26 protein-coding genes and 1 pseudogene are annotated in these 25451 nt (G+C 60.3%); 13 read left to right on the plus strand and 14 right to left on the minus strand.

Annotated features, from left to right (window positions below; all coding sequences use genetic code 11):
- Window positions 1–154: 154 nt before the first annotated feature.
- Entirely contained in the window at window positions 155–2476 is a 2322-nt protein-coding gene (locus NWV16_RS19730) for a response regulator (RefSeq protein ID WP_260520425.1), read from the plus strand.
- Here the strand turns inward: NWV16_RS19730 and NWV16_RS19735 are convergent.
- The 3 genes from NWV16_RS19735 to msrB form a co-directional block, all read right to left on the minus strand.
- The gene (locus NWV16_RS19735; protein WP_260520426.1) at window positions 2460–2921 is read right to left on the minus strand and encodes a MarR family winged helix-turn-helix transcriptional regulator; all 462 of its coding nucleotides are present in this window, start codon (window positions 2919–2921) and stop codon (window positions 2460–2462) included. The two genes, NWV16_RS19730 and NWV16_RS19735, sit on opposite strands and share 17 nt — an antisense overlap.
- Entirely contained in the window at window positions 2918–3403 is a 486-nt protein-coding gene (locus NWV16_RS19740) for a glutathione peroxidase (RefSeq protein ID WP_065257085.1), read from the minus strand. The genes NWV16_RS19735 and NWV16_RS19740 overlap by 4 nt, the downstream gene beginning before the upstream one ends.
- 102 nt (window positions 3404–3505) lie before the next feature.
- Window positions 3506–3901, minus strand: coding sequence for a peptide-methionine (R)-S-oxide reductase MsrB (gene msrB, locus NWV16_RS19745; protein WP_065257266.1), 396 nt, complete (start codon window positions 3899–3901; stop codon window positions 3506–3508).
- 225 nt (window positions 3902–4126) lie between these two features.
- Between msrB and NWV16_RS19750 the strand changes: the two genes are divergently transcribed.
- Together NWV16_RS19750 and htpX are read left to right on the plus strand one after the other, a co-directional pair.
- Window positions 4127–5338, plus strand: coding sequence for a pyridoxal phosphate-dependent aminotransferase (locus tag NWV16_RS19750; RefSeq protein WP_260520427.1), 1212 nt, complete (start codon window positions 4127–4129; stop codon window positions 5336–5338).
- A gap of 303 nt (window positions 5339–5641) precedes the next feature.
- Window positions 5642–6529, plus strand: a complete 888-nt coding sequence (gene htpX, locus NWV16_RS19755; protein WP_260520428.1) for a protease HtpX — start codon at window positions 5642–5644, stop codon at window positions 6527–6529.
- Window positions 6530–6582: 53 nt separating this feature from the next.
- Here the strand turns inward: htpX and NWV16_RS19760 are convergent, their stop codons facing one another.
- Complete coding sequence (locus NWV16_RS19760; protein ID WP_260520429.1) at window positions 6583–7239, minus strand: thiopurine S-methyltransferase; 657 nt, start codon at window positions 7237–7239, stop codon at window positions 6583–6585.
- Window positions 7240–7341: 102 nt separating this feature from the next.
- Between NWV16_RS19760 and NWV16_RS19765 the strand changes: the two genes are divergently transcribed.
- Window positions 7342–8109, plus strand: a complete 768-nt coding sequence (locus NWV16_RS19765) for a class III extradiol ring-cleavage dioxygenase (protein ID WP_260520430.1) — start codon at window positions 7342–7344, stop codon at window positions 8107–8109.
- 86 nt (window positions 8110–8195) lie between these two features.
- Here the strand turns inward: NWV16_RS19765 and NWV16_RS19770 are convergent.
- A pseudogene (locus NWV16_RS19770) lies at window positions 8196–9894 on the minus strand (DEAD/DEAH box helicase).
- A gap of 387 nt (window positions 9895–10281) precedes the next feature.
- Between NWV16_RS19770 and NWV16_RS19775 the strand changes: the two are divergent.
- Window positions 10282–11073, plus strand: a complete 792-nt coding sequence (locus NWV16_RS19775) for a crotonase/enoyl-CoA hydratase family protein (protein WP_260520431.1) — start codon at window positions 10282–10284, stop codon at window positions 11071–11073.
- Window positions 11074–11076: 3 nt separating this feature from the next.
- Here the strand turns inward: NWV16_RS19775 and NWV16_RS19780 are convergent, their stop codons facing one another.
- A complete protein-coding gene (locus NWV16_RS19780; protein ID WP_065257092.1) occupies window positions 11077–11832 on the minus strand; it encodes a spermidine synthase in 756 nt (251 codons plus the stop codon).
- Between the two features lie 127 nt (window positions 11833–11959).
- Here NWV16_RS19780 and NWV16_RS19785 point away from each other — a divergent pair, with 127 nt between their 5' ends.
- The gene (locus NWV16_RS19785; RefSeq protein ID WP_260520432.1) at window positions 11960–13306 is read left to right on the plus strand and encodes a class II 3-deoxy-7-phosphoheptulonate synthase; all 1347 of its coding nucleotides are present in this window, start codon (window positions 11960–11962) and stop codon (window positions 13304–13306) included.
- Window positions 13307–13437: 131 nt separating this feature from the next.
- On the opposite strand, the gene NWV16_RS19790 is transcribed toward NWV16_RS19785, so the two are convergent.
- Both NWV16_RS19790 and NWV16_RS19795 read right to left on the minus strand, forming a co-directional pair.
- Entirely contained in the window at window positions 13438–14664 is a 1227-nt protein-coding gene (locus tag NWV16_RS19790; protein WP_260520433.1) for a winged helix-turn-helix domain-containing protein, read from the minus strand.
- Between the two features lie 64 nt (window positions 14665–14728).
- On the minus strand, window positions 14729–14944 hold the full coding sequence (locus NWV16_RS19795) for a DUF1127 domain-containing protein (protein WP_065257095.1): 216 nt from the start codon (window positions 14942–14944) through the stop codon (window positions 14729–14731).
- Window positions 14945–15041: 97 nt separating this feature from the next.
- On the opposite strand from NWV16_RS19795, the gene NWV16_RS19800 reads away from it, so the two are divergent.
- Window positions 15042–15896, plus strand: coding sequence for a LysR substrate-binding domain-containing protein (locus NWV16_RS19800; protein ID WP_176704397.1), 855 nt, complete (start codon window positions 15042–15044; stop codon window positions 15894–15896).
- Here NWV16_RS19800 and NWV16_RS19805 read toward each other — a convergent pair.
- Window positions 15886–16635: a sulfite exporter TauE/SafE family protein gene (locus NWV16_RS19805; protein WP_260520434.1), complete on the minus strand. Its 750-nt coding sequence runs from the start codon at window positions 16633–16635 to the stop codon at window positions 15886–15888. The two genes, NWV16_RS19800 and NWV16_RS19805, sit on opposite strands and share 11 nt — an antisense overlap.
- Before the next feature lie 112 nt (window positions 16636–16747).
- On the opposite strand from NWV16_RS19805, the gene NWV16_RS19810 reads away from it, so the two are divergent.
- The 4 genes from NWV16_RS19810 (at window position 16748) to NWV16_RS19825 (ending at window position 19997) form a co-directional block, all read left to right on the plus strand.
- Window positions 16748–17704, plus strand: coding sequence for a LysR family transcriptional regulator (locus NWV16_RS19810; protein WP_260520435.1), 957 nt, complete (start codon window positions 16748–16750; stop codon window positions 17702–17704).
- A gap of 82 nt (window positions 17705–17786) precedes the next feature.
- Window positions 17787–18251: a MarR family winged helix-turn-helix transcriptional regulator gene (locus NWV16_RS19815; protein WP_065257099.1), complete on the plus strand. Its 465-nt coding sequence runs from the start codon at window positions 17787–17789 to the stop codon at window positions 18249–18251.
- 279 nt (window positions 18252–18530) lie between these two features.
- A complete protein-coding gene (locus NWV16_RS19820; RefSeq protein ID WP_007940002.1) occupies window positions 18531–18950 on the plus strand; it encodes an organic hydroperoxide resistance protein in 420 nt (139 codons plus the stop codon).
- 33 nt (window positions 18951–18983) lie between these two features.
- On the plus strand, window positions 18984–19997 hold the full coding sequence (locus tag NWV16_RS19825; RefSeq protein WP_260520436.1) for an alpha/beta hydrolase: 1014 nt from the start codon (window positions 18984–18986) through the stop codon (window positions 19995–19997).
- A gap of 65 nt (window positions 19998–20062) precedes the next feature.
- Here NWV16_RS19825 and efp read toward each other — a convergent pair whose 3' ends face one another.
- Both efp and earP read right to left on the minus strand, forming a co-directional pair.
- On the minus strand, window positions 20063–20632 hold the full coding sequence (gene efp, locus NWV16_RS19830) for an elongation factor P (protein ID WP_065257100.1): 570 nt from the start codon (window positions 20630–20632) through the stop codon (window positions 20063–20065).
- A 48-nt stretch (window positions 20633–20680) separates the two neighbouring features.
- Complete coding sequence (gene earP / locus NWV16_RS19835; protein WP_260520437.1) at window positions 20681–21823, minus strand: elongation factor P maturation arginine rhamnosyltransferase EarP; 1143 nt, start codon at window positions 21821–21823, stop codon at window positions 20681–20683.
- Window positions 21824–21946: 123 nt separating this feature from the next.
- Here earP and NWV16_RS19840 point away from each other — a divergent pair, with 123 nt between their 5' ends.
- Both NWV16_RS19840 and NWV16_RS19845 read left to right on the plus strand, forming a co-directional pair.
- Window positions 21947–22354 (plus strand): hypothetical protein, encoded by a 408-nt coding sequence (locus NWV16_RS19840; protein WP_260520438.1) that lies wholly within the window; start codon window positions 21947–21949, stop codon window positions 22352–22354.
- Between the two features lie 2 nt (window positions 22355–22356).
- Complete coding sequence (locus NWV16_RS19845) at window positions 22357–22839, plus strand: GreA/GreB family elongation factor (RefSeq protein WP_260520439.1); 483 nt, start codon at window positions 22357–22359, stop codon at window positions 22837–22839.
- A gap of 8 nt (window positions 22840–22847) precedes the next feature.
- On the opposite strand, the gene cysB is transcribed toward NWV16_RS19845, so the two are convergent.
- From cysB to NWV16_RS19860, 3 genes are all read right to left on the minus strand, one after another.
- Complete coding sequence (gene cysB / locus NWV16_RS19850) at window positions 22848–23822, minus strand: HTH-type transcriptional regulator CysB (RefSeq protein ID WP_260520440.1); 975 nt, start codon at window positions 23820–23822, stop codon at window positions 22848–22850.
- Between the two features lie 112 nt (window positions 23823–23934).
- Complete coding sequence (locus NWV16_RS19855; protein ID WP_260520441.1) at window positions 23935–24438, minus strand: universal stress protein; 504 nt, start codon at window positions 24436–24438, stop codon at window positions 23935–23937.
- 98 nt (window positions 24439–24536) lie between these two features.
- Entirely contained in the window at window positions 24537–25442 is a 906-nt protein-coding gene (locus tag NWV16_RS19860; RefSeq protein WP_260520442.1) for a 5'-nucleotidase, read from the minus strand.
- Between the last annotated feature and the right edge of the window lie 9 nt (window positions 25443–25451).

The following is a 25451-nucleotide window of genomic DNA, read 5'->3' on the forward strand; positions in this document are numbered from 1 at the left end:
GGCGGGTTGGCAGTGATGATGACAAAGCAGCGACAGACAATAGCGTTCGACACCCGTCCCGGCCCTTGTTACAAGGCTATGCGGGAACTCCGGTATCCATGCATGATCGACTATGCTTGAGCAGCGAAGGGAAACGTAAGTGGTTCAACACCCCATGGATATCAAATTCACCCACCGGCTGTCGTACAAGCAAGCCAGGCTTACCGTGCTGGTCGGGTTCATTCTGGGCACACTGCTCAGTCTGCTGCAAATCGGCATCGATTATGCCAGCGAAGACGCCTCCATCAACCGTGAAATCCTTTCCCTGCTGGAAATCAGCCACAATCCGGCCTCGCGCATCGCCTACAACATCGACGCGGAACTGGCCCAGGAGCTTACGCTGGGTTTGCTGCGATCGCCGGCGATCATTTCCGCGCGATTGACCGACAACAACCAGACGGTGCTGGCCAGCGTCAAGCGTCCGGAGCTGCAAAGTGGCTACCGGGTGCTGAGCGACTTCCTGTTCGGCGCCAAGCGCGAGTTCGAGGACCGGCTCTATCTCGACCATTTGCCCGGCGAGTCTCTCGGCACCCTGAGCCTGGAAGTGGACACCTATGCCTTCGGCAGCCGTTTTCTGCGCCGGGCCGAAGTCACCTTGCTCAACGGCTTTGCCCGCAGCCTGATCCTGACCGGCATCCTGCTGGCGCTGTTCTATGTGATGCTGACCAAGCCGCTGGTGCGGGTGATCCGTGAACTCAGCGGGCGCGATCCGCGCAGTGCCGAACCGACCACTCTGGAGTGCCCGGCCGGCCATGCCAACGACGAGATCGGTGTGCTGGTAAAGGTCGCCAATCAGCAGTTCGAAAATATCGCCACGGAAATCCGGCAACGGCGCAACGCAGAAAACCGCCTCACCGACTACCTCGCACAACTGGAAGATATCGTTTCCGCACGCACCGCCGAACTCAAGGCAATCAACGCCCGCCTCAGCCAGTCCAACGAGGAACTGGAAGTCGCCCGCAGTACGGCACTGGACATGGCCGAGGCGCGCTCGGCTTTCCTGGCCAATATGAGCCATGAGATCCGCACTCCGCTCAACGGCCTGCTGGGCATGATCGCGCTGTCCCTGGACGGTCCGCTCAATGCTGAACAGCAACAGCAATTGTCCATCGCCCACGACTCGGGCAAGGTACTGGTGGAATTGCTCAACGATATTCTTGATCTGTCGAAATTCGATGCCGGACAACTGGAGCTCGAGCACATCCCGTTCGACCTCGGCTCGCTCATCGAAGACACCGCCAACCTGCTGTCGCAGAATGCCGCGCCTAGCGTCGAACTGACCTGCCTGATCGATCCGCACTTCCCGGCGCTGGTGCTCGGCGATCCGACCCGGGTCCGGCAGATCGTCAGTAACCTGCTGTCCAACGCCCTGAAGTTCACCCGTTTCGGTCGGGTCGATGTCCGGTTGTCGACATGGAAGGATGGCGTGCGTATCGAGGTGTGTGACACCGGCATCGGCATCGCCCAGGAAGCCCAGGTGAGAATCTTCCAGCCTTTCACCCAGGCCGGGGCCGGCATTACCCGGCAGTACGGCGGCACCGGGCTGGGCCTGGCGTTGACCTACAATCTTTGCGAAGCCATGCAGGGACGCCTGACGATCAGCTCCGAAGTCGGATTCGGCAGCCAGTTCTGCGCCGAACTGCCATTGCCCTGCCACACCCGCGCAGTCATTCCGGCACCGCTGCATGGCAACGTGCTCGCCATTACCACGGCCGCCAGCGGTCTCTCGGAGCTGCTGAAAAACCTGCTGCCGGTCTGGGGCCTGACCTATGAACAACGCACGATCGACGACTCATTGCTCGGCCTGAAGCCGGACATCATCGTCACCGACTGCCCCGAATGCCTGTTCGGCCTGCGCCCGACCATGAGCGCCCCGATCCTGCTGGTGACGGCCTACGGTAGCTTCCTGCCCGGCGAAGAGGCCGCCGCCCTCGCCCCGCTGCAACAGCAGGCGCGCCCGCTGGCACGCAATGCCCTTTACCAGAATCTGCGCCGGACCCTGCAACCGGAGATCGTCACGATCGATCGCGCACGGCTCGAAAACGTCCCCTCGCAACGCCGCGGGCGGGTATTGCTGGTGGAGGACAATCCGGTCAATCAACTGGTAGCCAAGGGCATGCTCGGCAAACTCGGGTGCGAGGTCATCGTGGCAGCCCATGGTGCAGAAGCGCTGGATCAACTGGAACACCACGAATTCGATCTGGTATTGATGGACTGCAACATGCCGGTGATGGATGGCTACGAAGCGAGCCGGCAGATCCGCCAGAGCGGTCGCTGGCCGCATCTGCCGATCGTGGCGCTGACGGCCAACGCCATGTCCGAGGAACGCGAACGGTGCCGGGCGGCGGGCATGAGCGACTACCTGGCCAAACCCTTTCGCCGCGAAGAACTGGCAGCGTTGCTGGATCAGTGGATCCCGACTACGACAGCGCTATGATCTGCCCCAACAGATGGTCGAGCCCCGTGCGCAATTCATTGAGCCGATCCAGATCCACACCGCTGTCACACAACAACCGATCCTTCAAAGGCCCGACCTGCGCACGCAGCGCCTGACCCTGGGCGGTGAGGCTCAGATGGACCTCACGCTCGTCCCGCGCCGAACGCCGGCGTTGTACCAGTTGCAGTTGCTCCAGACGCTTGAGCAGCGGCGTGAGCGTTCCGGAATCCAGCGCCAGACGCTCGCCCAACGCCTTGACCGTCGGTTGTTCCGGCGCGGTCTCCTGCCATTCCCACAGCACCAGCATCACCAGGTACTGCGGATACGTCAGACCGAGCTGATCGAGCATCGGCTTGTAGGCACGGATCACCGCCCGGGACGCGGCGTACAGCTTGAAACACAACTGACTGTCGAGCTTCAAGGCATCGGCGGACAGCGTGTTCATTTGAGCAGGGCTTCGATCTCGCGGCTCAGGTCCTGCGGCTTGGTGGCCGGGGCGAAGCGCTTGACCACCTGGCCATCCTTGCCGATCAGGAATTTGGTGAAATTCCACTTGATGCCCTGGGAGCCCAGAACGCCCGGTGCACGTTTCTTCAATTGCACAAACAGCGGATGCGCACCGTTGCCGTTGACTTCAATCTTCTTGAACAGCGGGAAGCTGACGCCGTAATTGAGCTCGCAGAACTCGCTGATTGCGCCCTCGTTGCCGGGCTCCTGCTTGCCGAATTGATTGCACGGAAAGCCCAGCACCACCAGGCCTTGATCCTTGTAGGTCTGCCACAACGCTTCGAGCCCTTTGTACTGCGGAGTGAAACCACACTTGCTGGCGGTGTTGACCACGAGCACCGCCTTGCCGGCGAAATCGGCGAGGGTCTTTTGCTCGCCCTTGATGGTGGTGCACGGGATGTCCAGCAGGTTATCGCTCATGGTGCGCACTCCGGAAAGTTGAGAAGCTGCAAAGGTAGCGAGCAATTGAATTGCGTGCAATTTAATTATCCGAAAGGCGATCCGTGGATCGCCTGCATTCGGTTATTCGCGCGGCACCAGGTCCAGGCACACCGAGTTGATGCAATAACGCAGGCCGGTTGGCGGCGGCCCGTCGGGGAATACGTGACCGAGGTGCGCATCGCAACGGGCGCATTTCACTTCGGTACGGATCATGCCGTGGCTGGTGTCACGGATTTCGGTCATGGCACTTTCACCGATCGGTGCATAAAAGCTCGGCCAGCCGCATCCGGAGTCGAATTTGGTCGTGGAGTCGAACAGCGGCGCGTTGCAGCAGACGCAGTGATAGACGCCGTCCGTCTTCGTGGCGTTGTACTTGCCGGAGAACGGTCGTTCGGTAGCACTGAGACGACACACGTTGTACTGCTCCGGATCGAGCATCGCGCGCCATTCTTCCAGGGTCTTTTCTATCTTTTCCATCATCACACCTCAGCGGCTGAAAAAGCCCGATCTGTACCTTTTCCACGGATCGGGCGGCACGTATGATTGCGCCTCGTCATACGCCAGTCTGGCAGCGGGATCCGGCGCATTCAAACGGATTGTCGGAAACCGCCGCTCAAGAGGCCTGCCTGTGTAAAGACGCAGGATTCCCAGCACGGTTGTCCACCCGCCGTCTGGATCGTTCATTTTCGGGATCACATCACCATGCAGTTCAGCAAATCGAACAAGCTCGCCAACGTCTGCTACGACATTCGCGGCCCGGTGCTCAAGCACGCCAAACGCCTGGAAGAGGAAGGCCACCGCATCCTCAAGCTGAACATTGGCAACCCGGCGCCCTTTGGTTTCGAAGCGCCTGACGAAATTCTCCAGGATGTGATCCGTAACCTGCCGACCGCCCAGGGCTACAGCGACTCCAAAGGCCTGTTCAGCGCGCGCAAGGCGGTGATGCAGTACTACCAGCAGAAGCAGGTCGAAGGTGTCGGCATCGAAGACATCTACCTGGGCAACGGCGTGTCCGAACTGATCGTGATGTCGCTGCAGGCCTTGCTCAACAACGGCGACGAAGTGCTGGTGCCGGCGCCTGACTATCCGCTGTGGACCGCTGCCGTCAGCCTGGCCGGTGGCAATGCCGTGCATTATCTGTGCGACGAAGGCGCCGGCTGGTTCCCGGATCTGGCCGACATGAAAGCCAAGATCACCCCGAACACCAAGGCCATGGTGATCATCAACCCGAACAACCCGACCGGCGCCGTCTATTCGAAGGAAGTGTTGCTGGGCATGCTGGAACTGGCCCGTCAGCACAACCTGGTGGTGTTCTCCGACGAGATCTACGACAAGATCCTTTACGACGATGCCGTGCATATCTGCACGGCATCGCTGGCCCCGGACCTGCTGTGCCTGACCTTCAACGGCCTGTCGAAGTCTTATCGCGTGGCGGGTTTCCGCTCCGGCTGGATCGCCATCTCCGGGCCCAAGCACAATGCCCACAGCTACATCGAGGGCATCGACATGCTGGCCAACATGCGCCTGTGTGCCAATGTGCCCAGCCAGCATGCCATTCAGACCGCACTCGGCGGCTATCAGAGCATCAACGATCTGGTGCTGCCGCAAGGGCGCCTGCTGGAGCAGCGCAACCGCACCTGGGAGTTGCTCAATGACATTCCCGGCGTGAGCTGCGTGAAGCCGATGGGCGCGCTGTATGCCTTCCCCAGGATCGACCCGAAAGTCTGCCCGATTCACAACGACGAGAAATTCGTCCTCGACCTGTTGCTGTCCGAGAAACTCCTGGTGGTTCAGGGCACGGCCTTCAACTGGCCATGGCCGGATCACTTCCGTGTCGTGACCCTGCCCCGTGTCGATGATCTGGACATGGCCATCGGACGCATCGGCAACTTCCTCAAGAGCTACCGCCAATAGCCGGCCATCGGTGCGCAACGCGCCTTGCGTTGCGCACTGACTGATTCAGCAACACTTCTGCCCCGCCACCTTGCGTAAGCCTTCTACACTGTCGACTCGTACCCATCGCTTGAGTCTGACGCACTGGCGTGGGTGGCGCACGGCGGTCGTCCATAGCGGCGCAGAGGACGGGAAATGTCCCACGCACTGCAGAATTCGATGCAGGACACAGTTTGAAATAGTCACCCGGTTGAATCGCCCGGTGCAGCACCTTATATACCCCGCAGTACGCTACATCTTTAGCTCGAGGAGATTTCTACAACCATGATGCGCATCCTGCTGTTTTTGGCCACTAACCTGGCGGTCGTGCTGATAGCCAGCATCACCCTGAGCCTGTTCGGCTTCAACGGGTTCATGGCGGCCAACGGGGTTGACCTCAACCTCAATCAGCTGCTGGTTTTCTGTGCAGTCTTTGGTTTCGCCGGTTCGCTGTTCTCATTGTTCATCTCCAAGTGGATGGCGAAGATGAGCACCGGCACACAGATCATCACCCAGCCGCGCACCCGCCACGAACAATGGCTGCTGCAAACCGTCGAGCAACTGTCCCGGGAAGCCGGGATCAAGATGCCCGAAGTCGGGATTTTCCCGGCCTACGAAGCGAACGCTTTCGCCACGGGCTGGAACAAGAACGATGCGCTGGTCGCCGTCAGCCAGGGCCTGCTGGAGCGTTTCTCTCCGGACGAAGTGAAAGCCGTGCTGGCCCACGAAATCGGCCACGTCGCCAACGGCGACATGGTCACCCTGGCACTGATCCAGGGCGTGGTGAACACCTTCGTGATGTTCTTTGCACGGATCATCGGCAACTTCGTTGACAAGGTGATCTTCAAGAACGAAGAAGGACAGGGTATCGCGTACTACATCGCGACCATCTTCGCCGAACTGGTTCTGGGCATCCTGGCCAGCGCGATCGTGATGTGGTTCTCGCGCAAACGGGAATTCCGTGCCGACGACGCCGGCGCCCGTCTGGCCGGCACCAGCGCGATGATCGGCGCCCTGCAACGCCTGCGTGCCGAACAGGGTCTGCCGGTGCACATGCCTGACACCCTGAATGCCTTCGGCATCAACGGTGGCATAAAACAAGGGCTCGCCCGCATGTTCATGAGTCACCCGCCGCTGGAAGAGCGTATCGACGCCCTGCGTCGTCGCGGTTGATCAACTCGGCAAATACAGAAGGCCCGCAGAAATGCGGGCCTTTTTCATACCTGTTACCGGCCAGTCAGCCGATACACTCGCTCCTGCAACTGCGTGACACCCGCTTGCAGGAACTTCCCGCTTTCGTTCAACACGTCCTGTTCTTCCAGCGCCTGCACCGCCCAATCATTACCGAAAAGCCGCTGCACCTCGGCATCTGTCACTGCAAATGGCGGACCGGACATCTGTGCCTGATCGTAATCCAGCGTGATCAGCAAACCACGCAGGCCCGCCGGCAGGATTTCGAGCAAATGTGTCGCATAACGCTCGCGCATCGGCGACGGCAGGGCGATCAGTGCAGCCCGGTCATACAGCGCCGTGCAATCAGCCACGTCGCTCGCGGACAAGGCAAAGAAATCCCCGCACCACAACTCGATACTTCCGGCCCGATAGATCCTGAACCCGCCCTCCTCGCTGATTTGCGGCTGTAATGCCTGCTCGCGGAAGAAATCCTCGATGGCCTTTTCGGACAACTCGACACCGAGAACCCGATGCCCCTGACCGGCCAGCCACAACAGATCCAGGCTTTTACCGCACAACGGCACCAGTACCCGTGCCTGCGCCACAATGGCCAGATCGGCCCAATGCCGCTGCAAATATGGATTCACCTCAGGCTGATGAAAGCCGATCTGGTTCGTTTCCCATTTCTTGTGCCAAAACTCCGGCTGCATGCTTACTCCCAAAAACTCGATCAAAAAGCGTTAAAACTTATATTGGAATCAGATCAATGATCTGACTGAAGATGAGCCATCTTAACGCTCAGGAATCCTTTCATGTTTCCCAGCCTGTTCATCTCTCACGGCTCGCCCATGCTGGCTCTGGAGCCCGGCGCCAGCGGTCCGGCCCTGGCGCGCCTGGCTGCCGAAATGCCACGCCCGAAAGCCATCGTCGTCGTTTCCGCTCACTGGGAAAGCCAGGAACTGTTGGTCAGCAGCCATCCGCAACCGGAAACCTGGCATGATTTCGGCGGTTTCCCTCGCGCACTGTTTGAAGTGCAGTACCCCGCCCCGGGCAATCCACAACTGGCCCAAGAGGTCGCCGACCTGCTGACCGCCAACAACCTGCCGGCGCGCCTCGACCCGCAACGACCCTTTGACCATGGCGTGTGGGTGCCGCTGTCGCTGATGTACCCGCAGGCCGATATCCCGGTGGTGCAAGTTTCCCTGCCCAGCCGTGGCGGCCCGACGTTGCAGACCCGCGTGGGCCAGGCGTTGGCCGGCCTGCGCGAACAAGGCATTCTCCTGATCGGATCCGGCAGCATTACCCATAACCTGCGTGAACTGGACTGGCACGCAGGTCCGGAAAGCGTCGAGCCATGGGCCCGGAACTTCCGCGACTGGATGATCGCCAGGCTTGCAGCCGATGACGAAGTCGCCTTGCATGATTACCGTCAGCAAGCGCCGAACGCCGTTCGCAGTCATCCGAGCGATGAACACCTGTTACCGTTGTACTTCGCTCGCGGCGCCGGCGGTGAGTTCAGCATTGCGCACCAGGGATTCACCATGGGTGCGCTGGGCATGGACATTTACCGGTTCGGCTGATGCACTCGCACCTGAAATCGCAGGCATAAAAAATCCCCGAACCAGTCGGGGATTTTTTTGTTTCGATCAATCAGCCCAAGGGCGGATCAATCTTCGCGGTAGCGACGCAGCTTCAATTGCTTGCCGGCAACGCGAGTGTCCTTCAGCTTGGCCAGGAGTTTATCCAGGCCCTCTTCCGGCAGCTCGACGAGGCTGAAGCTGTCACGCACCTGGATGCGACCGATCGCTTCACGTGCCAGACCACCTTCGTTGAGGATGGCACCCAGCAGGTTTTTCGCCGCGATACCGTCACGCGCGCCCAGCGCGGTACGGCAACGGGCACGGCCTTCACCCAGCGGCATCGGCGCACGGCGCTCGCGGTCACCGCGATCCGGACGCTCGCCACGATCAGGACGGTCGCCGCGCGGTGCAGGCACCAGCGGACGCTCCTTCTCGATCGCTGCCAGGTTCAGCGCCTGACCGTTGGTGGCCTTGCGCAGCAGAGCGGCAGCCAAGGCACGCGGGGTGCAACCGATATCGGCGGTCAGGCGATCGAGCAGATCACCGTGAGTCGATTCGGCGTCAGCCACCAGCGGCGACAGGCTGTTGGTCAGCTTCTTGATGCGGGCATCGAGAACGGCCTGGGCGTCCGGCAGACGCACTTCGGCCACTTTCTGACCGGTGACACGTTCGATCACCTGCAGCATGCGGCGTTCACGCGGCGTCACCAGCAGCAGCGCGCGACCTTCGCGACCGGCACGGCCGGTACGGCCGATACGGTGCACGTAGGATTCCGGATCGTACGGCATGTCCACGTTGAATACGTGAGTGATGCGCGGTACGTCCAGACCACGGGCGGCTACGTCGGTCGCCACAACGATGTCCAGACGGCCATCCTTGAGCGAGTCGATCACGCGCTCACGCTGGTTCTGGGCGATGTCGCCGTTCAACGCGGCGGCTTTGTAGCCTTTGGCGTCGAGGGCGCTGGCCAGATCCAGGGTCGCTTGCTTGGTGCGCACGAACATGATCAGAGCGTCGAAATCTTCCACTTCCAGCAAGCTGAGAACGGCAGAAGTCTTCTGGTCGGCGTGAACCAACAGGTGAGCCTGTTCGATCGCGGTGACGGTCTGGGTCTTGCTCTGGATCTTGACGTGCTTCGGATCCTTGAGGTGACGCTCGGCGATCGCACGGATCGACTGCGGCAAGGTGGCCGAGAACAGTACGGTCTGACGGGTTTCCGGCATGGCCTTGAAGATGACTTCGAGGTCGTCCATGAAGCCCAGTTTGAGCATTTCGTCCGCTTCATCGAGAACCAGGTGGTTCACGGTGGCGAGGACTTTTTCGTCGCGACGCAGGTGGTCGCACAGACGGCCCGGAGTGGCGACAACGATCTGTGCGCCATTACGGATTGCTTTCAGTTGTGGGCCCATCGGCGCGCCGCCGTAGACAGCCACAACAGTCACGCCCGGCATTTGCTTGGCGTAGGTTTCGAAAGCGGTTGCAACTTGCAGCGCCAACTCACGAGTTGGGGCCAGGATCAGAGCTTGCGGCTCGCGCTTGGACGGATCGATGCGGTGCAGGATAGGCAGGGCAAAGGCAGCGGTTTTACCGGTACCGGTTTGCGCCTGGCCAATCATATCGTGACCGGCGAGGATGATCGGGATCGACTGCTGCTGAATGGCCGAAGGCTCTTCATAGCCGGTAGCGACTACTGCAGCGACAATATTGGGATGAAGTTCAAGAGCGGCGAAGCCGCCGATTTCCTGGGTCATGGGTCTGCCTCTAAGTGCATCCGCAAAGACCCATGCTCCAAAGCTGCACATGCCGTGTTGAGACTCAAGAGTCGCCCTGGCAGCTTTGTCGGCGGGGATTTGCGAAAACGAATGGATGGAAAAGAATCGTCAAGGAAGAGCCCGCAGTGCGGACGTGCAGCCGAAGCTGACTTCGGGGAATTGCGCTACCTAAACGCGGCCCGGTTAAAGGCCGGCGCGCACTATACCGGAATTTGCCCAAAAAGGGAGCTTTTTTTATCCGCGCAGGACAGTTGTCACCGCTGTGTAACGGGGTTTTGCGGATAATCGTGCGCAGGTCTATTTTTCAAAGGCCCGGACTTGCGGGTGATGACGCTTAAACGATTCACCGATGTGCGGCATGTGGTCGCTGCACCCATTCTTCCCGTCCGAGGAAACACTCATGAATCAGCCCTGTCCCGGCCGCGTCAGCCGCGAGCGCCATGGTCACGTGCATTTGATCGGTCTGGACCGAGCAGCCAAACGCAATGCCTTCGACCTCGACCTGCTCAATGAGCTGGCCCTGGCCTACGGCGAATTCGAAGCCGACAGCGATGCGCGAGTGGCGGTGGTGTTCGGCCATGGCGAGCATTTCACCGCCGGGCTCGATCTGGTCAACGCCAGTTCCGCCCTCGCCCAAGGCTGGCAAGTGCCGACCGGCGGTTGCGATCCCTGGGGTGTATTCGTCGGACCGCGGGTCAGCAAACCGGTGATCGTCGCCGCGCAGGGTTATTGCCTGACCATCGGCATCGAGCTGATGCTCGCAGCCGACATCAACCTGTGCGCCAGCAATACCCGTTTCGCCCAGATGGAAGTACAGCGCGGCATCTTTCCGTTCGGCGGAGCCACGTTGCGTTTTCAGCAGGTGGCCGGCTGGGGCAACGCCATGCGCTGGCTACTGACAGGCGACGAGTTCGACGCCCATGATGCGCTGCGCCTGGGCCTGGTTCAGGAAGTCATGGCCAGCGAGGACTTGCTGCCGCGCGCCGTCGAACTGGCCGAACGGATAGCCCGACAGGCGCCATTGGGCGTGCAGGCAACACTGATGTCGGCGCGTCAGGCGCGGTATGAAGGCGAGACTGCGGCGGCGCGAAGCTTGCCGCCACTGGTCAGGAAGCTGCTGTCAACCGAGGATGCCAAGGAAGGTGTGCGCTCGCTGGCGGAGCGCAGACCGGGGGTTTTCAAAGGCCTGTGAAGATCAGGTCGCCGGACGAATGCAGTTGATCAACGACTGCAACGAGTAACCCAGTTTCGGTGCGAGCGCTTCAGCCCGGGTGGTGAGGGCCTGCAGGTCCAGCGACTGCTCGAGGTCTGCCGGTACGATCAGAATCACGTTGCCCTCCTTCACCGGCAGCTCCCAATAGTGTCGGTGATAGAGCCCGCGCAACAGTGCTGCCCCCAACGGCTTGCCGTCATCGGTGGCCCACTGGTTGATCACCAGCCAGCCACCGGGATTCAGGCGTTTCTGACAGTCACCGAGGAAATTCCACGCAAGATGCGCGGCGCCCGGACCGACATCGGTGTACAGGTCGACGAAGATCAGATCCGCCGGTTCGGCCGTCGGCAGCAGTTCGATTGCATCACCGACACGGATATACAACCGCGGATCGTCGTCCAGCCCGAGGTATTCGATCGCCAGCCGCGGCACGTCCGGACGCAACTCGATGGCCTCGACATCTTCCAGCGGCAGAAACCTGAGACAGGCCTGGGTCAGCGTGCCGGCACCCAGCCCGAGAAACAGCGCGCTCTCCGGTTGTTCATGGCACAACGCGCCGATCAGCATCGCCCGGGTGTAGTCGTACTCCAGCCAGCTCGGATCGGCGGTGAATACGCAGCTTTGCTCGATGGCATCACCGAACTCCAGAAAGCGGTAATCGGCCACTTCGAGCACGCGAATCACGCCGAACTCATCCTGTACCTCGGCGAGCAACCGCTCGACGCGCTCCTCAGTCATTTCGTCTCCAGATCATTACCGCAACGGCACCGTAGCAAAGCGGCGATTGTCCGCGATGCGGCGGGAACAGGTCACGCACTAATTGCTGCTAACATGGCCGTCCGTGCGAAGAACCTTAGAGACCGTGATGAGCCAACCCTGGAGTCCTGACAGCTGGCGTGCCTTGCCGATCCAGCAACAACCCCAATATCCCGACGCCGCGCACCTGCACCAGGTCGAACAGACACTGGCCAGCTATCCGCCGCTGGTGTTTGCCGGCGAAGCGCGCGAGCTGCGCCGTCAGTTTGCCGAAGTCACCCAGGGCCGGGCGTTCCTGCTGCAGGGCGGCGATTGCGCGGAAAGCTTCGCCGAGTTCTCTGCCGCAAAAATCCGCGACACCTTTAAAGTGTTGCTGCAAATGGCGATCGTCATGACCTTCGCCGCCGGCTGCCCGGTCGTCAAGGTCGGGCGCATGGCCGGTCAGTTTGCCAAGCCGCGTTCGGCCAACGACGAGACCATCGATGGCGTGACCCTGCCGGCCTACCGGGGCGACATCGTCAATGGCATTGGCTTCGACGCAGCCAGTCGTGTACCGGACCCGGAGCGCCTGCTGCAGTCCTATCATCAGTCCACCGCGACCCTCAACCTGCTGCGTGCCTTTGCCCAGGGCGGTTTTGCCGATCTGCATCAGGTGCACAAGTGGAACCTCGATTTCATCGCCAACTCGGCCCTGGCGGAGAAATACAGCCACCTCGCCGACCGTATCGATGAAACCCTGGCCTTCATGCGCGCCTGCGGCATGGACAGCTCGCCGCAATTGCGCGAGACCAGTTTCTTCACCGCCCACGAAGCGCTGCTGCTGAACTACGAAGAAGCCTTCGTGCGCCGCGACAGCCTGACCAACGATTATTACGATTGCTCGGCGCACATGTTGTGGATCGGCGACCGCACCCGTCAGCTCGACGGTGCCCACGTCGAATTCCTGCGCGGGGTGAACAACCCGATCGGGGTGAAAGTCGGCCCGAGCATGAACCCCGACGACCTGATCCGCCTGATCGACGTGCTCAACCCGGACAACGATCCGGGCCGTTTGAACCTGATCGCGCGCATGGGCGCGAACAAGGTCGGCGATCACCTGCCGGCGCTGATCCGCGCGGTGCAGCGTGAAGGCAAGCAGGTGCTGTGGAGTTCCGACCCGATGCACGGCAACACCATCAAGGCCAGCAGCGGTTACAAGACCCGCGACTTCGCGCAGATCCTCGGCGAGGTGAAGCAGTTCTTCCAGGTTCACGAAGCGGAAGGCAGCTACGCCGGCGGCATTCACATCGAAATGACCGGGCAGAACGTCACCGAATGCATCGGTGGCGCACGACCGATTACCGAGGATGGTCTTTCGGATCGCTATCACACCCATTGCGACCCGCGGATGAACGCCGATCAGTCACTGGAGCTGGCGTTCTTGATTGCCGAGACGCTGAAGCAGGTTCGACGCTAACGCCCGAAACCCTCAGTGTTTGACCGGCCCCCATCGCGGGCAAGCCCGGTTCCCACAGGATTGCTGTCGTACATTTGACTTGTGAACGACCCGGTCACTGTGGGAACTGGCTTGCCAGCGATGAGGCCGGTTCAATCGCAGCTGATCTGGATCATAGCCATTCGGAGTCGTCCCGCACTTTCGCGCTGACAATTGAGTTGCACCTGTTCAAGCCCCAGCCAATCCGCCATCCGCCGCAGAGTCGCAGCCAGCGCCAGCATCCCCGCGTCGTCCAGCCCCGACTCTTCCTCGTGTACCGCGTGCACCGCCAATCGCCCCGCCGCCCGCTCGGCGCGCAGATCGATCCGCGCCGCTATCCGTTCGTTGTGCAGGAACGGCAGCACGTAATAGCCGTAAACGCGTTTGTCCTGCGGCGTATAGATCTCCAGTCGGTAACGGAAATCGAACAGCCGCTCGGTGCGACTGCGTTCCCAGATCAGTGAGTCGAACGGCGACAACAGCGCACTGGCTTCAACTTTTCGCGGGACTTTCGGCTCGGGCAGGCAGTAGGCGATCTGGCGCCAGCCTGCGACTTCGCAGGTCAGCAACTGCCCGGCTTCGACCAGTTCAGCCAGACGCGGACGGGCATCGGAAGGGTTCAGACGGAAGTAATCGCGCAGGTCTTTTTCCGTCGCCACACCCAACGCCTCCGCCGCATGCAGCAGTAAACCGCGCTGCGCCTCGGCCTCATCGGGCAACGGTTGCTGCAACACGGAAGCCGGAATCACCCGCTCCGGCAAATCGTACAACCGCTCGAAACCACGGCGCCCGGCCACGGTGACTTCGCCGGCGGCGAACAACCATTCCAGTGCATGCTTTTCCGCGCTCCAATCCCACCACGGTCCGGCTTTTTCCTTGCGGGTCGACAAGCTGCCGGCGCCCAGAGCGCCCTGCTCCTCGACCGACGCCAGCACCCGGCGAATGGTGTCCTGTTGCTCACGACCGAATCGCGCCAGTTGCTGATAGATGTCTTCGCCGCGTCTGGCCCGCTGCATTCGCCAGCCCATCAACGGATACATCGACAGCGGTAACAGTGACGCCTCATGCCCCCAGTATTCGAACAGAGAGCGGCGCCGACCCGAGCTCCAGGCAGCCTGGTCAAGCAAGTCAGAAGAATAGGAACCGAGACGGGAAAACAGCGGGAGGTAGTGCGAGCGCACCACAGCGTTGACGGAATCGATCTGCAACAGGCCGAGGCGTTCGATCAGCCGGTTGAGGTGTGTCGTCTTGACGACCGGCGGCTGGCGCCCGTTGAACCTTTGGGCAGCCAGTGCCAGACGTCGAGCCTGTTTAAGGGAAAAGGACAATGTCGCGGGCATGTGTACCTCCATGTCTGCTCGCAACCTACCTCACCTGAAAGGGATTTGTGTAGCGTTCGCCCCATCATTTATGCATCGGATCGTCCCAGAACGGCCGCACCGCTTCGTGCTCGACATCGGCGCGGCTGACCCCGATGTCCTTCAACGCTTCGTCGCTCAGACTGGCGAGCAGTTCACGTTCGCGATGCAGTTCGTACCAGCGGCTGAACTTGTGCAACAGATCGGAAACGATATGACCGGAAAATTTTTCTTCACCTGCATACTCTCTTTGACCTTTCATCGTGTTGCCTCCTTTTTGGGATGGCTCAAGTCTCGCGCCGGCGCTACGATCAATCCAACGAATGTTTCTGATGGCATGCATCACGGAGATTCATCAATTGTCGGCCTACCCCAGTATCGATACCGATGTCCTGCGTACCTTCGTCGCCATTGCCGATCAGGGCGGGTTCACCCGCGCCGGTGAAATGGTCAACCGCACACAGTCGGCAGTGAGCATGCAGATGAAGCGCCTGGAGGAGGACGTGTTGCAGCGCCAGTTGTTCGAGCGCGACGGACGTCAGATACGCCTTACTGCCGAAGGCCAGGTGCTGCTCGGTTACGCGCGGCGCATCCTGAAACTGCACAGCGAAGTGTTCAATACCCTGCGCGAACCGCATATGGTCGGCACCGTGCGCATCGGCACGCCGGACGATTACGTGATGCGGTTTCTGCCGGGAATCCTCTCGCGCTTCGCCCAGTTCTATCCGCTGATCCAGATCGAAGTGCATTGCGAATCCACCCGCCAATTGCTGCAACGCACCGACCTGGACCTGTCGATCGTCACTCGCGAGCCGGGCAACGAAATCGGCCAGTTGCTGCGCAAGGAACGTTTCGTGTGGGCCGAGGCGCAGAATTTCAGCGCCCACGAACAAACCCCGTTGCCGCTGGCGATGTTCAACAGCGATTGCTTCTGTCGTCTGTGGGCCTGCAATGCGCTGGATGCCATGGGTCGCGAATACCGCATCGCCTACAACAGCACCAGCCTGTCGGCGTTGATGGCGGTGGTGAGCGCGGGCCTTGCGATCACCGCGCAACTGGAAAGCCTGATCACGCCGGACATGCGCATTCTCGGCGCGGCCGAGGATCTGCCGCTGTTGCCCGAGGCCAGCATCATGCTGATCCGCAACCTGAACAACCCGTCGCCGATCACCGAATGCCTGGCCGAGCACATCGTCGAAGGTTTCAAACTTTAAAGGCGAGCATCACCGCACAGAGCACCAGGAACCCGCAGAACAGTCCACGCAGGAGCTTTTCCGGCATTGCGTGGGCGACCTTCACGCCCCAACTGATGCTGGCCAGACCACCGATGGCCAACGGCAGCCCGATCATCCAGTTCACTTCGTGATGCACCGCGTACGTGACCAGCGTCACACCGGTGCTCGGCAATGCCAGCGCCAGCGACAGTCCCTGAGCAACCACCTGAGTGGTGCCGAACAGACTGGTCAGCACTGGCGTCGCCACCACCGCCCCGCCGACACCGAACAAGCCGCCCATGGCGCCCGACGCCGCGCCCAGTACACCCAGCCACGGCCATGAATAACGCATTTCGGAACTCGCTGAAGGGCGCGTGCCGAACATGCGCACCAGATTGTAGGCGGACAACGCCACGAGGAACGCGACAAAACCGATGCGCATGGTTTGCGCGTCGATACCCACGGCCCAGATCGAGCCGATCCACGCAAAACAGAACCCCATGACCGCCAGCGGCAAAGCATGTCGGAGTTCGATGCGGTTTCGCTGGTGATAACGCCACAGCGCCAGCATCACGTTAGGCACGACCATCACCAGCGCCGTGCCTTGGGCAATCTGTTGATCGAGACCGAACCACACGCCCAGTAGCGGAATGGCGATCAGACCACCGCCAATGCCGAATATCCCGCCCAGGGTGCCAAGGGCAGCGCCGAACAACAGGTACAGCAAAAATTCGATCACAGCCGGACTCCTCATACGTCAGGCGGTTCATCCTACGCAGTCGGCGCTGGCACGGAAACGCACAGCAACGCACAATGGCTGTGCGAAATCCGCATAAGCACTGGATTGATTCATGAACCCCAATCAATTGACCGAACAGCTCGGATTGTTTCTCGACGTGCTTGAGAGCGGCAGCTTTTCTGCCGCTTCACGCCGGCACCCGCTGACGCCTTCCGCTGTCGCCCGGCGCATCGATAGTCTGGAAAGCGTTGTCGGCAGCCAGTTGTTTATCCGCAGCACCCATGCAGTGCGAGCGACACCGGCCGGTCTGGCATTTGCCGAACGGGCGCGGCGAATCGTTGCCGAGCTGCAATTGGCCCGCGCTGAAGCGGTGTCCCTGAGCAGCGCGCCGGAAGGTCTGATTCGAGTAGATGCTCCGGCAGCGTTCGGGCGGCGGCATCTTGCGCCGGTGATTGCCGATTTTCTGGTCCTGTATCCGGGCCTCGATGTGCAGTTGCATCTGATCGACAGCTTCGTCGACATGGGCGGCTCAAACCTGGGCAAGGTCGATCTGGTGCTGCGTGCCGGGCAAATGGCTGATACCCGGCTGGTCGCCACCCCGTTGGCGAGCATAGTGCGCATCGCCTGTGCCAGTCCAGACTATCTCAAGCGTCGCGGCGTGCCGGGCGAGCCCGCTCAGTTGGGCGAACATGACGGCCTCGATTGGGACGGCCTCGCTCCACCCTTCGCCTGGCGGTTCGAACGGGACGGTCAGATGCAGCTGCACCGTCCGGCGCGGATCCGCATGAGTGCCAATAACGCCGAGGCGCTGGTCTGCGGTGCGCTCGCGGGACTCGGGATCGCGCATCTGCCGACCTGGCTGGCCAGTGAATACCTGTTGCGTGGCGAGTTGCTGCCGCTGTTCTGCGAAAACGGCCTGCCGAAACCGGAGAGCAGCGGCATCTATGCGCTGCGCCTGGAACAGCAGGCCAGTTCCCGCAGCCGCCTGCTGCTGGAGTACCTCAAGACCCGCTTCAGCCCCGTGCCGCCGTGGGATCTGGCGCTGCAACGGGAGCTGGGCCGCCAATGATCGAGCCGTCACCGCCACAATTGTCTGGCGCATTAAAGATTCGAGCGCTAGATTCAACTGCATTATCGTTCAAGGCACCGACATGACCACCGATCGCAACACCACCGATCACTGCGAAGAACTGCTGCTCGACAATCAGGCCTGCTTCGCCCTGCATTCCACCTCGCTCATGATGACCAAGGTCTACAAGCCACTGCTGCAAGCGCTTGGGCTGACTTATCCGCAATATCTGGCAATGATGGTGCTGTGGGAGAAGGATGGTCTGACCGTCGGAGAAATCAGCACGCGCCTGCTGACGGATCCAGGTTCCCTGACACCCCTGCTCAAGCGTCTGGAAGGTGAAGGCTTGCTGAGCCGGACCCGCAGTCGCGAGGATGAACGGGTGGTGATCGTCGAGCTGACCGCACAGGGACGCGCCTTGAAGGACAAGGCCCGAAGTGTTCCGCCCTGCATTCTGGGAGCCAGCGGATTCACCGTGGAGCGTCTGCAAAACCTGCAAGCCGAGTTGCAGGCCTTGCGTGGTCATCTGCAGGACAGCCTGATTTAAGCGTCCCCTTCCTTGCAGGAGCAGCCTCGCACCTGCAGGGAAATCGCATTTTTCTCTGCCTTACCCCTCCCCCGAAAATTATTTTCTCTCGTTCTTCTATCAAAAAAACCTTTCATATCAAGAGGTTGAGATTTCATCTCGAGCTTATCCACGTCTCGTTTCCATGCTTCTTAAAAAATTATCTTGCGCACTAAATATTAGCGAAGTACATTTACTTCGCACCTGGTTAGCGCGCAAACAATTAGCGCAACAAATCACACAATCGACGAGGATCACTCCATGCAAACTCTCTACACCGCAATCGCAACCTCCACTGGCGGCCGTGACGGTCGTGCGATCTCCAGCGACAACGTACTCGACGTGAAACTCGCCACCCCGAAAGAACTCGGCGGTGCCGGTGGCGCGGCCACCAATCCCGAGCAACTGTTCGCCGCCGGTTATTCGGCCTGTTTCATCGGCGCCCTGAAATTCGTTGCCAGCCAGACCAAACGCAAGATCCCGGACGACGCGTCGATTACCGCTCACGTCGGCATCGGTCAGATTCCTGGCGGTTTCGGTCTGGACATCGACCTGCACATCAGCCTGCCAGGTCTTGAACAGGCCGACGCACAGAGCCTGGTCGACGCTGCGCACCAGGTCTGCCCGTATTCCAACGCCACTCGCGGCAACGTCGATGTGCGTCTGCACGTCACCGTGTAATCACTGACACTCAGGCCCGTACAGGAAATGAACATGAACACTTTCAGCAAAGTCTTGACCGGTACCCTTCTCGCTCTGTCCATCCACAGCGCATTTGCCGGGGAGGTTGAACACAACACCCAGGCGTTCCTCGATGTGCTGAATGCCGGCACCGGCAAACCGATGGAACAGCTGACCCCCAAGGATGCCCGAGCCGTTCTGACCGGCGCACAGTCCGGGGTCAAACTGACGTTGCCCAAGGCGGACGTCAGCGAGAAGACCATCCAGGTCGATGGCCAACCGTTGAGCCTGACCATCGTCCGGCCGGCCGGAGTCAAGGGCGAGCTGCCGGTGTTCATGTTCTTCCACGGCGGTGGCTGGGTGCTCGGGGATTTCCCGACCCACGAACGTCTGGTGCGGGATCTGGTGGTCGGTTCGGGGGCGGCGGCGGTGTTCGTCAACTACACCCCTTCGCCGGAAGCGCATTACCCGGTGGCGATCAACCAGGCTTACGCGGCGACCAAGTGGGTGGCCGAACACGGCAAAGAAATCAACGTCGACGGCAAACGTCTGGCGGTGGCGGGCAACAGTGTTGGCGGCAACATGGCGGCAGTCGTCGCCCTGATGGCCAAAGACAAAGGCACCCCGGCGATCAAATTCCAGGTGCTGCTGTGGCCGGTAACCGATGCCAATTTCGATACGGGTTCGTATAACCAGTATGCCGAGGGGCACTTCCTCACCCGCAACATGATGAAGTGGTTCTGGGACAACTACACCACCGACGCCAACCAGCGTAACGAGATCTACGCCTCGCCGCTGCGGGCCACCACCGCGCAGTTGAAAGGTCTGCCGCCTGCACTGGTACAGACTGCGGGGGCCGACGTACTGCGTGACGAAGGCGAAGCCTACGCCCGTAAACTCGACGAAGCCGGCGTGCCGGTTACCTCGGTACGCTACAACGGCATGATCCACGACTACGGTTTGCTCAACGTGGTCAGCCAGGTGCCGGCGGTGCGTTCGGCGATGCTGCAGGCTTCGGAAGAACTGAAGCAACACCTGAAGAACTAATTTTCATCAGGTACAAAAAAGCCCGACTCAATGGTCGGGCTTTTTTGTGCGACTCGGCAGAAGAATTACTTCTTGCTGCGGCTCTTGAAAGAACCGTCGCGGGTGTCGATATCGATCCATTCGTCGATTTCGATGAAGTCGGCAACCTGGACTTCAGTACCGTTCGCCAGCTTGGCAGGCTTCATGACTTTACCGGAGGTATCGCCGCGAGCAGCGTTTTCGGTGTAGACAACCTGACGGCTGATGGTGGTCGGCAGTTCTACCGATACCACTTTCTCTTCGTACATGGTCAGGGCGCAAACGTCCTGCATGCCTTCTTCGATGTACGGCAGAACGGCTTCGATGTCCTCGGCGTTCAGTTCGTACATGGTGTAGTCGGTGGTGTCCATGAACGTGTAGGCGTCACCGCTGATGAAGGACAGGGTCACTTCCTTGCGGTCGAGGATCACGTCGTCCAGTTTGTCGTCTGCAAAGTAAACGGTTTCAGTCTTGTAACCGGTCAGCAGGTTCTTCAGCTTGGTCTTCATGATCGCGCTGTTGCGACCTGACTTGGTGAATTCAGTTTTCTGAACCAGCCAAGGATCGTTGTCGATACGCAGCACGGTACCAGGTTTGAGTTCTTTACCAGTTTTCATTGCGAATATCCGAATTTGGATGGGATGTACAAAAATCTAGGCCGCGTATCATAGCCAATTTCGGTAAAAATGTACCAGCGCCGTCGCAAGATCGGCTTGCAAGGCTTGTTCCAGAGACCATGCTTCGGCGTGTGACTGCAACTGTGACCAGTGCTCACGAACCGCGAGCCAGTGCTGCCCGACCGGCTGGCCGCTGCACCATGCACGCCAGAAACCGCTCGTCGCATCGGCCGCTGCGGGTGAAAGAGCTCCCGTGTACAGGGCCAGGAAGGCATCGAGCTTGTCCATGTGGATGTCCTCATCCTGCTGGTAGATGTGCCACAGCATCGGTCGCCCCGCCCATTGCGCCCGAACGAAAGAGTCCTCGCCACGAACTGCGTTGAAATCGCAGCACCACAACAGGCGATCGTATTGATCCTGATGGATGAACGGAACGACCTGTACGGTGAGCGCCCCGCGAATCTGCAAGTCCCCCGCTTTCAGCGACTCCACCTCCAGCCAGCGGGCGACATCACCGACAATCCGCCCTTCCGGCACCAACAGATGAGTGGGTGACACATCGGCAGCCAGCACATCCAGCCAACTGGCCAGGCCCGGGTTTTCGTAGGCGAACAATGAAATCAATAGCGCGTCGGATGCAGGCGCAATCCCCAGCCCTTGCAGGAATTGCCGCTGCGACGCCCGATCACGTTGAAATGCCTGACGCTGCTCGATCAGATTTCGCTCGCGCAGCAATCCGCCCGTATCCGGTTGAAACCCGGGAAAAAAGAAATAGCGCTGCACCGACTTGTATTTCACCGAGGGTAAACGGTGACATCCGACGACCCAGTCTTCGGCGCTGAGATAGTCGAGGTTCAACCACAACGGACGCTGTTGGCGCTCAGCCATGGCATCCATGTATCGAGTCGGCAACTGACAGGCAAACGCAGCGATCACCACATCGGCAGCGTCCGTTTCCGGCCATTCAGCAGGCCAGTGCCGAACCTCGACACCTTGCTGCCACTGCGTATCGAGATGGATGTCGAGTTCGGGACACAGCCGCTCGAACGCTCGCAGATCATCGACCCAAAGCCGCACCGTCAGCGCATGCTCGGCCACCAGTTGCCGGGCCAGGCGCCAGGTCACTCCGATGTCGCCGTAGTTATCGACCACGGTGCAGAAGATGTCCCAGCGGGTTTTCGGTTGCGGCATTCAAGACTCCCGTTGGCAAAAGCGACGATTGTCCGCATAAATGTCCGGGTACAGAAGAGCCGACGGCAATTAATCTTCGTGCGACAATTGCATTCGCCCGCAATCATCCGCCAGGAGGCCGCCATGCCCTACCGCCCCACTCCTCGTCGCCCGTTGTCCGTTCAGCTTAGTCCGCTGCAATTGACCGGCAGCATTGCCCTGGGCCTGTGGCTGGGTTTCCTGGCCATTGTGCTGACATGCTGGCTCGCTTCGATGTTGTTCAGCCGTCAATTGCAACCGGTGGCCGATGCAGTGCAACAACTGAGCAAGCCTGCGGCAGTCGCCCAGCCGCAGCCGGAGGCCGAGCCGCAAAACCGCCTGTTCGAACAATACGAAGAAAACCTGCGCAAGAACGAGCAGCAGAATCGACTGGATCAGGCCCGCAGCAATACACGCAACCAGTCGAACCCGAAATGCCAGTTCTGGCTCCAGCAGGATCAGACCGCACCAAGCGAAAAGAGCCGCGCCAACGTCCTGCAATTCTGCGATTGATCATGAACAAGCACACGGTCCACCAACTGATTATCGACAAGCTGCGCGCTGATCTCGAGATCGCCGAACGCGCTGCGTTGACGGCATACGAAACCGCGACTCACGAAGAGAACATTGCGGAGAACAAGTACGACACCCTCGGGCTCGAGGCGTCTTACCTGGCAGCCGGACAAGCAAGGCGGGTCGATGAAATCCGCCAGTCACTGGCGCGGTGCCAGAACCTGATACTGCGAGCTTATGACGAACGACGCGGTATCGAGCTCGGCGCCCTGCTCGGCCTGGAAGACGAAAACGGCCGCGAACAATGGCTGTTTCTGGCGCCGGATGCGGCGGGCCTGAAAGTCGACGTGGTGGGTCAGCCGATCACCGTCATCACCCCGCGTTCGCCGCTGGGCCAAAGCCTGCTGGGCAAGGCCGAGGGTGATGAGGTGGAGGTTCTGGTGGCGGGCACCCGGCAACAGTTCGCTGTCACCGAGGTGCTGTAGAGAGGAACTCAGTGGACGGGCAGTTCGACGCCTTCGAACAGCTCTTCCAGCTCCTGCTTGTTGTGGCACTGAATGGCCTTGGCCATCACTTCACGAGTCAGGTGCGGTGCAAATTTCTCGATGAAGTCGCACATGAAGCCGCGCAGGAAGGTACCGCGACGGAAACCGATCTTGGTCACGCTGGATTCGAACAGTTCGCTGGCATCGAGCACCACCAGGTCGTTGTCGAGTTTGGTATCGACGGCCATTTTGGCCACGATGCCCACACCCAGCCCCAGGCGCACATAGGTCTTGATTACGTCAGCGTCGGCAGCGGTGAACACTACCTTCGGTGTCAGGCCGCGATGGCTGAAGGCTTCGTCGAGTTTCGAACGGCCAGTGAAACCGAACACGTAAGTCACGATCGGGTATTCGGCCAGCGCTTCGAGAGTCAACTTCGGCAATCGGGTGAGCGGGTGGCCCTGAGGCACCACCACGCAGCGGTTCCAGCGATAGCACGGCATCATCACCAGATCGCCGAACAGCTCCAGCGCTTCGGTGGCGATGGCGAAATCCACGGTGCCATCAGCGGCCATTTCAGCGATCTGCATCGGCGAACCCTGATGCATATGCAGCGCCACATCCGGGTATTGCTTGATGAAATTGCTGATGACCGGCGGCAGTGCATAACGCGCCTGGGTGTGGGTGGTGGCGATCGACAGGGTACCCTTCTTCTCGTTGGAGAATTCCTGGGCAATCTGCTTGATGCTTTCGACCTTACGCAGGATTTCGCCGGCGGTGCTGATAATGCGCTCGCCGGCCGGGGTTACGCGGGTCAGGTGCTTGCCGCTGCGGGCGAACACTTCGACGCCCAGTTCGTCTTCCAGCAGGCGGATCTGTTTACTGATGCCCGGTTGCGAGGTGTAAAGGCTTTGGGCTGTAGCGGAAACGTTGAGGTCGTGGTGCGCCACTTCCCAGATGTAGCGCAATTGTTGAAGCTTCATATGTATCCCTCAAAGCAGGTAGACGCCACGGGCATCAGCGACGGTATATAACTATATTAATGGTTTGGAGAATAAATCTAGAACTTTTTATCAAAAGGCCATTATTCCTGCTTCAGCGATCCCCCCGCCGCCGACGCTCCACGAGCGGCACCATGTAAACCGGCACCTTGGACAATTGCAGCAGGCGGGTCGCCGTGCGCCCCAAGGGTGTTTCCGCCCCGACCCCGTGGCTGTGACTTCCTACGATCAGCAAATCGACGGAGAGTTTCTGGACCTGGTCGAGAATCACCTGCGACGGATCGCCCTGCAGCACCCGCACTGAACAAATCCTTTGCAGATCCTGCTCGCCCTCATCCCCCAGTTCTTCGCGAAAGCTGTCGAGCACCCGCTGCTCGATATTGGCGATTACGGTCTGCAGCCCCTGACGTTGAAACTCGTTCAACGACTGCTCGTCGAGATAACTCTGCAATACCGATTCGGCGAACAACCCCAAGGGCTCCACCGCGTGCACCACATGCAAGTCGGCATCGAACGTTCGAGCCATCGCCAGGGCATGCTGCATCACTAACGGTGCGTACAGACCGAGGTCAGTGGCATACAGCATCGAACGAATCATATGACCTCCTTGCAAGCCAACATGGCGGAGATTTGATTCAGCTTAGCAGTGCCGAGACGAGTGCGACGGTCAGCGCAATGTCTTGAAGCACGAGGGCTTCAGACCGCCGATTCGTTGCTGATGCCATGGGGGACATGGCCGGTGGCGACCACTTCACGAGCCAGTTCGCAATGGCCGGCCTGATCGTCGAAGAACACATCGGCGGCAAAGGCTTCGAGGAAGGCGGATTTGGTCAGACCGCCCAGAAACAGCGATTCGTCCAGCCGGATGTCCCACTCACGCAAGGTGCGGATCACCCGCTCGTGGGCCGGTGCCGAGCGTGCGGTGACCAGTGCGGTGCGGATAGGACAGTTATCGTCCGGGAACTCACGCTGCAACAGATTGAGCGCCGCCAGGAAGCCCTTGAACGGTCCACCGCGCAACGGCTCGCGAGCGGACTCACGCTCTTTGGCCTGAAAGGCTTCCAGGCCACCGGACTGATAGACCCGCTCCGACTCGTCGGAAAACAGCACCGCGTCGCCGTCGAACGCGATGCGTAACTCATCGCTGGCGGCACGGCTGGCGCCACCGGAAAGAATCGTCGCCGCTGCGAAACCGTTGTCCAGCGCCGATCGCACGTCTTCGGCATGGGTGGAAAGAAACAGGTCGCAGCCGAACGCCTTGAGATACGGATAAGGACTGCGCCCGCCGACAAACGCCGCTCGGGAAATCGCCAGGCCGTAATGATCGATGGAGTTGAACACCCGCAGACCGGTATCGGCACTGTTGCGCGACACCAGAATCACCTCGACCCTGGCACGGCCGAGGTGAGCGTTGAGTTTCAGGAGTTTCTCTACCAGCGCAAAGGCATCGCCCGGCGCCAGGACTTCATCTTCGTGTTCGATCTGATATTGCCGATAGGCCTCAACGCCACTCGACAGGTACACCTTGTGGCTCTCGCTCAGGTCGAACAGGGCACGGGACGAAATCGCCAGCACCAGTTTGTCATCGATGTTCTTGGCCATGTCTTTCCC

This window comes from Pseudomonas sp. BW7P1 (genome assembly GCF_024981055.1).
Classification (GTDB): domain Bacteria; phylum Pseudomonadota; class Gammaproteobacteria; order Pseudomonadales; family Pseudomonadaceae; genus Aquipseudomonas; species Aquipseudomonas bananamidigenes.

Bases quoted from the DNA above. Each gene is read 5' to 3' on its own strand.
- htpX (WP_260520428.1), top strand. From the start codon at position 5,642: ATGATGCGCATCCTGCTGTTTTTGGCCACTAACCTGGCGGTCGTGCTG.
- NWV16_RS19775 (WP_260520431.1), top strand. From the start codon at position 10,282: ATGAATCAGCCCTGTCCCGGCCGCGTCAGCCGCGAGCGCCATGGTCAC.
- NWV16_RS19860 (WP_260520442.1), bottom strand. From the start codon at position 25,442: ATGGCCAAGAACATCGATGACAAACTGGTGCTGGCGATTTCGTCCCGT.
- NWV16_RS19820 (WP_007940002.1), top strand. From the start codon at position 18,531: ATGCAAACTCTCTACACCGCAATCGCAACCTCCACTGGCGGCCGTGAC.
- NWV16_RS19785 (WP_260520432.1), top strand. From the start codon at position 11,960: ATGAGCCAACCCTGGAGTCCTGACAGCTGGCGTGCCTTGCCGATCCAG.
- NWV16_RS19780 (WP_065257092.1), bottom strand. From the start codon at position 11,832: ATGACTGAGGAGCGCGTCGAGCGGTTGCTCGCCGAGGTACAGGATGAG.
- NWV16_RS19730 (WP_260520425.1), top strand. From the start codon at position 155: ATGGATATCAAATTCACCCACCGGCTGTCGTACAAGCAAGCCAGGCTT.
- NWV16_RS19760 (WP_260520429.1), bottom strand. From the start codon at position 7,239: ATGCAGCCGGAGTTTTGGCACAAGAAATGGGAAACGAACCAGATCGGC.
- efp (WP_065257100.1), bottom strand. From the start codon at position 20,632: ATGAAAACTGGTAAAGAACTCAAACCTGGTACCGTGCTGCGTATCGAC.
- msrB (WP_065257266.1), bottom strand. From the start codon at position 3,901: ATGGAAAAGATAGAAAAGACCCTGGAAGAATGGCGCGCGATGCTCGAT.
- NWV16_RS19790 (WP_260520433.1), bottom strand. From the start codon at position 14,664: ATGCCCGCGACATTGTCCTTTTCCCTTAAACAGGCTCGACGTCTGGCA.
- NWV16_RS19845 (WP_260520439.1), top strand. From the start codon at position 22,357: ATGAACAAGCACACGGTCCACCAACTGATTATCGACAAGCTGCGCGCT.
- NWV16_RS19750 (WP_260520427.1), top strand. From the start codon at position 4,127: ATGCAGTTCAGCAAATCGAACAAGCTCGCCAACGTCTGCTACGACATT.
- NWV16_RS19815 (WP_065257099.1), top strand. From the start codon at position 17,787: ATGACCACCGATCGCAACACCACCGATCACTGCGAAGAACTGCTGCTC.
- cysB (WP_260520440.1), bottom strand. From the start codon at position 23,822: ATGAAGCTTCAACAATTGCGCTACATCTGGGAAGTGGCGCACCACGAC.
- NWV16_RS19855 (WP_260520441.1), bottom strand. From the start codon at position 24,438: ATGATTCGTTCGATGCTGTATGCCACTGACCTCGGTCTGTACGCACCG.
- NWV16_RS19825 (WP_260520436.1), top strand. From the start codon at position 18,984: ATGAACACTTTCAGCAAAGTCTTGACCGGTACCCTTCTCGCTCTGTCC.
- NWV16_RS19740 (WP_065257085.1), bottom strand. From the start codon at position 3,403: ATGAGCGATAACCTGCTGGACATCCCGTGCACCACCATCAAGGGCGAG.
- earP (WP_260520437.1), bottom strand. From the start codon at position 21,823: ATGCCGCAACCGAAAACCCGCTGGGACATCTTCTGCACCGTGGTCGAT.
- NWV16_RS19765 (WP_260520430.1), top strand. From the start codon at position 7,342: ATGTTTCCCAGCCTGTTCATCTCTCACGGCTCGCCCATGCTGGCTCTG.
- NWV16_RS19735 (WP_260520426.1), bottom strand. From the start codon at position 2,921: ATGAACACGCTGTCCGCCGATGCCTTGAAGCTCGACAGTCAGTTGTGT.
- NWV16_RS19810 (WP_260520435.1), top strand. From the start codon at position 16,748: ATGAACCCCAATCAATTGACCGAACAGCTCGGATTGTTTCTCGACGTG.
- NWV16_RS19795 (WP_065257095.1), bottom strand. From the start codon at position 14,944: ATGAAAGGTCAAAGAGAGTATGCAGGTGAAGAAAAATTTTCCGGTCAT.
- NWV16_RS19840 (WP_260520438.1), top strand. From the start codon at position 21,947: ATGCCCTACCGCCCCACTCCTCGTCGCCCGTTGTCCGTTCAGCTTAGT.